We start from the raw sequence: 7,538 nt of genomic DNA, 5'->3' as shown, positions 1-7,538 counted from the left end.
CGGAAGTCATCATAGAGCTCTTGGCTGTCGCTGATCAATCCAGAACTTAATCCGTAATCAGTGTCATTGGCTCTGGCGATTGCATCGTCCCAGTTCGGCTCTCTGTATACTTTCAATAAAGGACCAAAGTTTTCTTCATCCGAAATATCAAGCCCGGTACAATCGATAATTCCTGGTGTCACAAATGCTCCTCCATTAGACTTCATCTCCAATAAGACTTTGGCTCCCTTAGTCACAAGTGACTTTTGCGCTGCAAGTAAATTCTTAGCTTGCGCCTCGCTAATCACCGGACCCATGAAATTACTTTCGTCAGTAGGATCGCCAATCTTGATCTTAGAGCTCATTGCAACAAGACGCTCAAGAATCGCATCTGCCTCGCTATCAATTAAAATCAAACGACGCGCGCAAGTACAACGCTGACCTGCTGTAATAAACGCCGACTGAATAATCATGTAAGCCGTCGCATCAATGTCACTTGCCTGGTGCACAACTAATGAATTATTACCGCCAAGTTCCAGTGCCAATATCTTTCCAGGATGACCAGCATAATTCTCATGCAGTATTTTTCCAGTGCGCGAGCTACCAGTAAAAAATATTCCATCGATACCAGGATGAGCCGAAAGTAATTTACCCGTCTCCACTTCACCCTGAACCATAGTCATTACTCCCTCTGGCAAAGCAGCTTGTTGCCACAGCTTCATCACCTCTTCACTAATATATGGCGTAAGCTCACTAGGTTTAAATACAACTGTATTACCAGCAAGAAGTGCAGGCACAATATGCCCATGCGGAGTATGAATCGGAAAGTTGTAAGGACCAAAAACAGCAATCACTCCATGCGGCTTGTGCCGCACGACGCTGAGTCCATTGACCTTGGTGCCTGTTCTTTCTTTATAAGCATCTAAAGAAATCTTGAGCTTGGCAATTGGGCTCATCACTTCCATTCGAGCTTCCCAAATAGCCTTGCCAGTATCCTCACAAAGTATTTGCGCAAGCCTTGCTTGATTGGCTTCAACAAGCTTGGTAAAGTTCTCAAGATACTCAAAGCGCTGTTCTAAAGTCAACGCCGCCCATCCAGGAAATGCTTGGCGCGCTGCTGCAACAGCCTCGTCAATTTTTTTAGCGCCAGCTTCTTGCCCTTGCCAAATCTCTTTGCCTGTAGCTGGGTTGACAGAACTAAACATAACGAAACTCCTCTCCCTCAGAGAGATTTAAAAGATCCGCATCCTCTTGATTTATTGTCCCACTAACTAATTTCATTCTAAAATCAAGCTTGCCATTCGACACAAGAGCGGCATCAATATCCATCCCAATCTCAAGAGTCGCCACTTGAGATTCTTGAATAGTTTTAATCTCGGAGACTTTAACAGCAACCCTTGGACCAGCATCAAAAATATCTACATGCCCATCTCGCGCAAAACCTTGAGATTCAAGAAACTTCATCGCCGGCTTAGTCTTGTCATGCACTTTGCCAATCACATCAATCACAGAGTCTCTTAGTAATGGAATATAAATTGGATAAGCTGGCATCAAGTCGGCAATAAAACCTTTGTCTTTGGTACTTAAATAATCAGCTTTCTCAAAGCCCATATCAAAAAAATGACGCACTGTACCTTCCCAAAAAGGCGAACGCCCCTCTTCATCAATCACCCCGCGCATCTCTGCTGTAATCGTCTCAGTGAAGCGCTTTGGGAAGTCAGCAATAAACAAAAAACGAGCTTGACTCAAATACTGACCCAGTCCCATAGAACGGTAATCAGGTGAAACAAACAGTGAGCTAATAATAGAAGCTCCCTTATGCTCTTTACTGAGCTTGAGATATTCTACTTCTTTATCAACTCCAAGTGCTGCAGATTGATGCCTAGCTTTGCAGATCTCATAAGAATAAGAAGGATCAAAACCTCCCACTCGAGCGCGAATTGCAGCTATACCAACTATCTTGTCATCAAGCTCCATAACAAATCGATATGATTCATTTCCTGGCTTGGTTGGATTAATCTTAAAACTATTAATTGATTCCTGAATTTTATCAGTGAGGATTTTTTTATCCGCTGGCAAGCTAGTCATTCCTGGACCAGTTTGCGAAGCCAAGTTGAAAACGGCATCAAGATCAGTCTCCTGAATTGGTCTAATTAAAAAGGGCTCTGTCTTCTCTTTGGGCATGATGGTTAATTGTCGCTATCAAGTTATAAGCTGGATACAAAAGTTGCTGACGATAATCCTCTTGGGCATCAAAACTATTGAATGCCTCTAGTACTTTATTATACTTGAGTTCTATTTCTTGATGGTCCGCTAGCAATCTCTCTTTAAACTCAAGATCTTCAATCCCAGGAAACAAATCCCTCTCTTCATCCTTAAAATGACTCTCCAAAAGCCATTTGACATAATCGAGCATCACTTTACTAGTCTTGAGTAAATGCTCATCATCACGAATATTTTTGACTTTAGTCAAATCTTGCAAAATCTTATCCAGCTTTTGATAGATTTCCTCGTGTTCATTTTTGACTTTAGTCAAAATTTCTTCCATAGCCTATAATTATAGCGTTGAAATACCACGAACTCAATCTCGACGGACTAGTCGGCCCAACCCACCTCTTCTCTGGCTTAAGCCATGGCAATATCGCTTCTGAAACTCACAAAGGCAGTATCTCAAACCCCAGGGCAGCAGCTCTTCAAGGACTTGCCAAAATGAAATCTCTCGCTGATCTTGGTATCAAGCAAGCAGTGATGCCTCCTCAGCTTAGACCGCGCATAGATATTCTTCAAGCCAAAGGATACAAAGGTAATCCAAAAGATATTCTTCAAGAATGCTACGAGAAGAACCATGAATTATTCTGCGCAGTCTCAAGCTCCTCGTCAATGTGGACAGCAAATGCCGCCACCATCAGTTCAAGTCTTGAAACCACAACTTTGACTATCAGTCCAGCTAATCTCAGTTCTAAATTTCATCGTTCAATAGAAACTATAGAAACCGCTGCTAGATTACAAACTATTTTCCCGCATGCAAAGCATCAACCTGCTCTTGATTCAAGACTAAGTGATGAGGGAGCAGCCAATCACACCAGGCTTGCTCCTGCACACTCCAAACCGGGGATTGATTTATTTGTTTATGGTTATTCACTAGACAATCCAAGTATCATCAGTCCACAGGTTTTTCCTGCAAGGCAAGCTCTTGAAGCTTCGCAAGCCATCATTCACAACCATGGCTTGGACTTACAACGTACTGTCCTTGCACAGCAGTCTATCAAAGCCATTGACGCTGGTGTCTTTCACAATGATGTAATTAGCACAGGCAATTGCAATCTCTTTCTCTATCACGAACATAGTTTTGAGAATCAATCTCAAGTAATAGAAGAGCTAAGTACTAAATACAAAGCAACAACACATGAAGAGCTGATTTTAATTGAAGTCAAAGATAGCGAGATTAGTTTAAAACAAGCTGTCTCAAGTTATTTATTCAACTCACAAATAGTTAGTCTTGATAAAGGTGGCATGCTTATTCTCGCCCCCATAGAATGCAAAGAAAATCAAGTAGTCAATCAATTCTTGACCAAAGTCCTTGAAACAAATAATCCAATTACTAAAATAGAATATTTTGATCTAAGAGAAAGCATGAACAACGGTGGCGGTCCTGCCTGCCTGAGGCTACGAGTCCTAGTTAGCGATGAAGAGCTTGCTGCAATGAATCTTCATTACCTACTTAACGATGAGCTTTATGGGAAACTGGTAACGTGGGTCAAGAAGCATTATAGAGATAGACTTGAACCAAAGGATTTAACAGAGGCTGGCTTTTATCAAGGGATAGAGACTGCTTTTGAAGAGCTTGAATTAATCCTCTCACAACAGTCCTAATGCAACTTCATAGTCACAAAATATTCATTGTAATTGATATTAATATCAAAGTTGTTAAGGACATTTTGTCCAATAATTCCATCAATATGCGAGACTTGATCTTTCCCAACCATGGCAAACTTGACATTCGCTAGGTCAATCGCTCCAAGGGTGATATCGAGGTATGCTACCGGGGCATCAATGATACCAGCAACTGTTTCGTAGCTACTATAATAAAGCTTGTCAAATTTGATTTGCTCTTCATTAGCAAAATGCTTGTATATGATTGAATCACTAGCACCAGTATCTAACAAGAACCAGCCAGGCTTGCCTTGAATTACCACTTGCAAATAAATATGTTGCCCTTCTATCTTAAACGGCACACGTGCTTTCATATCTTCAAAATATTCAGCATGCTCACCTTGATATTTAGTACCGGTGATTTTTTCTATCATCTTGACAGCAGACATCCCAGTATATGGCTGCAATTCAACACTCTTGGCTAAAGAAATCACAGCTTCATCAAGCTTGCCTAGTTGCTTTTCAATCAAACCCTTTTGTTGCCAGAGATAAGCAGAATTCGGATTGGTCTGGCAAGCATTGTTCAAAACCTCGACAGCCTTGTCATTTTCTTTTTGTCTCAAATGATAGACGGCGATATTATTCCAAGCCGCTTCGTTAGCTGGCTCATGTTCAAGACAACGGTACAATTCATCAATCGCTTCTGCCACATCATTAGCTTCAACACTAATTTGCGCAAGCAAAACCGAAAACCGACAATCATCTGATTTAAGCTTTTGTGCTTGCTTCAAATAGCCCACTGCTTCTTCTGGATTATAATAGGCAACAAGCTGTGCAGCCTTGTATAAGTACTCTGTATTCTTTGGAGCTGCCTTCAATGCTTTCTTGACATAAAGCTCTGCAAGACCAATCTTGCTCTGACCGGCAAGCATACGATAAGCAGTATAGTAATACTCTGCTTTCTTGTCTTTCTTAATTGCGGCTCCCAAATATTGTTCAGCTGTCTTCTTCTTACCAAGCTTCCACGAATCAAGAGCTTGTTTATAAAGTATCTTGGCATCCTCGATATTCTTGTAACGAATATAAGTCATTATCGAAGCGACAAAAATCAAACTCGCAAAGAGAGTCAGAAGAATTAATTTATTGTCTTTAAAAGTGATTTTTTGCATTCATCTTCTCTAATTAAACAATATCTTACTATCTTGCAAGCAACATGATGTTTTGAATGATTGACACTGTCGATATACCAATTGATCCCAAAGCAGCCCCAGTAGCGATAGCATCCTCTGGTCTAATACCTTTGTGATCTTTACCTAGCAAGAAATATAGATCTAATGTTGCAGACTTTGGATTTTTACCAGCCTTTAATCGATATTGATTAAGATCTGGTTTGGGAAACGCATCAATCGTTTGAGTAGCCTCGATAAAAGCTGAATCAATTTCAGCAAAACCAGAACTACTTGTTGTAGTTACACTTAATAATTTACCAGAGGGTGCAAGCTTAAGCTCCAAAGCTAGTAGCTTTGCCTCCAATTCTTCAAAACTAGAGCCTTTAGCTCTCAAAAAGATTTGCTTACCAATTTCTGCAGCATATTGTTCTTGATACTTCAATGCTGTTTTTTGTTCTTTTTTACTTAGTTCAAACTCAGGTTTACATTCAATAGTAAATTCATGGTCACGAAATTCACTAGCAAACGGTTGCATATCTTTGATTGTTGATTTACAAACCCTAGTATTATAATCACGCGAAGCTTTAACACTCTCCAATCCAACTAATTCACCTTCTGTGTCAACAGTAAAGTTGAAGTCTGGATACTTATGATATTGCCATTCCTGTAAATTAAGATCTAATCTATCACGGACTTGAGCTTCAAGTGCTGCAACTAGAGGGTCTGGGCTTTTGGCCAAAATTAAACTTGGCATAAGTCCCAATATCAGTACAAAACTATAAACTTGTTTCTTCATTCCAAAATTTCAAAATCATCCCTTATTACATTTTTGATAGCTTGACTTAGCCTAAAATCCAAATCAAAATTATCAAGACGACCACCATTGATCGTCATTATGTACTGAGTAGCTGTATCTTTTATAATACACTTGGGGTCATAAGAGGTTTTCAATCCAACCGATATGTGATCATTCAAATCAACCATATAAATCTCATCCAAATATTCTTTATCTAATGCACTAAAATTGATCTTCTCTGTCAAAGCCGGCTTGCAGACAGAACCAACTCCTGTTTGATCTGTCACCCTAAAGTTATCAACCAAAAATGGCGCTCCAGCATCAATTGGCAGAACAATAAATGAAACTAATTCTTCGTCCTGGTTCCATACTGGATCTTTAAAGAGTCTATATTTCTCGTCATTGAATTTAGCTTTATATTCTTCTATATCTTTGCTCTTAGTTTGAGCCTTACTAATCTTTTTATTGAGCTTATCAATTTTCTTTTGCACCTTGGCATTGTAAGCATCAAGTTGCTTCTTGCGAAACTCTGGTGTAATCATCATCAAAGCAGTGTTAACAGGATCACTTGTTTGAGGGGCTCCACCAAAAGCTAATGCTAGTGCAACACCAACAGCCTGACCAATAGCGACACCCGCTCGTTTCGCAGTAAGAAAGTAGCTAATATATTCTTGTCTCTTGGCAGATGCTGGTTGCCATAACATGCAAGTAAGTAATATACAAATCGATAATTTTCTCATTAGGCTTATATGCCACTCTTGGAAAAATATTGATGATTAGATTTACCTAGTTTAGATGTACCATAAGCTCTTGATTAAGCAATCATAGCCTAGTCACCTAAACCCAGGACTCCAATAAACAACCCATATTTAAGCAAAACTGTTAAGCCGAATCAGCACAAGGGAAACATCTAATCTATGACTGAAAATATAGATATTGGCAAATTAGTTACCGGCAAAGAGAAAATCTATTTCTTAATTCTTGCAATAGCAAACCTAATGTTCTTTGCGTTGGTCGGACTTCTGTTTACAACAGCTGCAATCAACCCTCAAGTTGCAAAAACATTGCCAGTAATGATCTTTTATTTTTTCATACTCTCTAGCCTAGTAATATTTTCACAAGGTATATTTATTGGCGGCATCAAGAATCATGGAGTCAAAGTTACCGAAAATCAAATGCCAGGAGTACTAAGATCTGCCGAAAAGGTGGCAAGCAAAATGGGACTCAAAAAGATACCAGAAATTTACATAATACAAAGTGGCGGCATACTAAACGCCTTTGCAACCAAGTTCTTCCTCGGCTCCAAATCTTTTATGGTGTTATATTCAGACATACTTGACTTAGCATTCAATAAAGGTGAATCAGCAATTGAATTTGTAATTGCTCATGAGCTTGCTCATATCAAGCGTGGTCATATTGACAAGCACTATCTTTTAATGCCGATGATTTTATTCGTGCCCTTTATCAATAAAGCATACTATAGAGCTTGTGAATATACTTGTGACAAAATTGCCAGTACTATTGTTGGACAAGAAGGTGCCAAACAAGGCTTAGCAGTACTCTGCTTAGGCAAGAAACTGTTTGGAAGCTTAAATATAGAAGACATGATACAAAGCGCTCGTAGCAATAGTGGATTCTGGGCTTGGCTCTCAGAAAAACTCTCTACTCATCCAGCAATGTACAAAAGACTGTTGAACGTGCAAGAATAAAGCCCAGGCTCT

8 protein-coding genes are annotated in these 7,538 nt (G+C 39.6%); 2 read left to right on the top strand and 6 right to left on the bottom strand.

Annotated features, from left to right (window positions below):
- The 3 genes from O3C63_08935 to O3C63_08925 all read right to left on the bottom strand — a co-directional run.
- Positions 1 to 1,184: succinylglutamate-semialdehyde dehydrogenase (locus O3C63_08935; protein ID MDA0773052.1), on the bottom strand; the 1,184-nt coding region annotated here is incomplete at its 3' end.
- Positions 1,177 to 2,163 carry an arginine N-succinyltransferase gene (locus tag O3C63_08930; GenBank protein MDA0773051.1) on the bottom strand — a complete coding sequence of 329 codons (987 nt, stop codon included), beginning with the start codon at positions 2,161 to 2,163 and terminating at the stop codon, positions 1,177 to 1,179. The genes O3C63_08930 and O3C63_08935, both read right to left, overlap by 8 nt.
- Positions 2,129 to 2,527, bottom strand: a complete 399-nt coding sequence (locus tag O3C63_08925; protein ID MDA0773050.1) for a hemerythrin domain-containing protein — start codon at positions 2,525 to 2,527, stop codon at positions 2,129 to 2,131. The genes O3C63_08930 and O3C63_08925 overlap by 35 nt, the downstream gene beginning before the upstream one ends.
- A gap of 17 nt (positions 2,528 to 2,544) precedes the next feature.
- On the opposite strand from O3C63_08925, the gene O3C63_08920 reads away from it, so the two are divergent.
- A complete protein-coding gene (locus O3C63_08920) occupies positions 2,545 to 3,852 on the top strand; it encodes an N-succinylarginine dihydrolase (GenBank protein ID MDA0773049.1) in 1,308 nt (435 codons plus the stop codon).
- Here O3C63_08920 and O3C63_08915 read toward each other — a convergent pair.
- Genes O3C63_08915 through O3C63_08905 form a run of 3 tightly spaced genes read right to left on the bottom strand, consistent with a single transcriptional unit; the run spans position 3,849 to position 6,557 of the window.
- Complete coding sequence (locus tag O3C63_08915; protein ID MDA0773048.1) at positions 3,849 to 5,021, bottom strand: retroviral-like aspartic protease family protein; 1,173 nt, start codon at positions 5,019 to 5,021, stop codon at positions 3,849 to 3,851. The genes O3C63_08920 and O3C63_08915 overlap by 4 nt on opposite strands.
- Before the next feature lie 28 nt (positions 5,022 to 5,049).
- Positions 5,050 to 5,817, bottom strand: a complete 768-nt coding sequence (locus O3C63_08910; GenBank protein MDA0773047.1) for a TonB C-terminal domain-containing protein — start codon at positions 5,815 to 5,817, stop codon at positions 5,050 to 5,052.
- Positions 5,814 to 6,557, bottom strand: a complete 744-nt coding sequence (locus O3C63_08905) for a hypothetical protein (protein MDA0773046.1) — start codon at positions 6,555 to 6,557, stop codon at positions 5,814 to 5,816. Before O3C63_08905 ends, O3C63_08910 begins: the two co-directional genes overlap by 4 nt.
- A gap of 177 nt (positions 6,558 to 6,734) precedes the next feature.
- On the opposite strand from O3C63_08905, the gene O3C63_08900 reads away from it, so the two are divergent.
- Positions 6,735 to 7,526: a M48 family metallopeptidase gene (locus O3C63_08900; protein ID MDA0773045.1), complete on the top strand. Its 792-nt coding sequence runs from the start codon at positions 6,735 to 6,737 to the stop codon at positions 7,524 to 7,526.
- Positions 7,527 to 7,538: the final 12 nt, after the last annotated feature.

Source organism: Cyanobacteriota bacterium (assembly GCA_027618255.1).
GTDB lineage: Bacteria > Cyanobacteriota > Vampirovibrionia > LMEP-6097 > LMEP-6097 > JABHOV01.
The sequence above is the reverse complement of the archived record's forward strand: the minus strand, read 5'-3'. Positions and strand labels throughout refer to the sequence as shown.

Bases quoted from the DNA above. Each gene is read 5' to 3' on its own strand.
- O3C63_08905 (MDA0773046.1), bottom strand. From the start codon at position 6,557: ATGAGAAAATTATCGATTTGTATATTACTTACTTGCATGTTATGGCAA.
- O3C63_08900 (MDA0773045.1), top strand. From the start codon at position 6,735: ATGACTGAAAATATAGATATTGGCAAATTAGTTACCGGCAAAGAGAAA.
- O3C63_08915 (MDA0773048.1), bottom strand. From the start codon at position 5,021: ATGCAAAAAATCACTTTTAAAGACAATAAATTAATTCTTCTGACTCTC.
- O3C63_08930 (MDA0773051.1), bottom strand. From the start codon at position 2,163: ATGCCCAAAGAGAAGACAGAGCCCTTTTTAATTAGACCAATTCAGGAG.
- O3C63_08925 (MDA0773050.1), bottom strand. From the start codon at position 2,527: ATGGAAGAAATTTTGACTAAAGTCAAAAATGAACACGAGGAAATCTAT.
- O3C63_08910 (MDA0773047.1), bottom strand. From the start codon at position 5,817: ATGAAGAAACAAGTTTATAGTTTTGTACTGATATTGGGACTTATGCCA.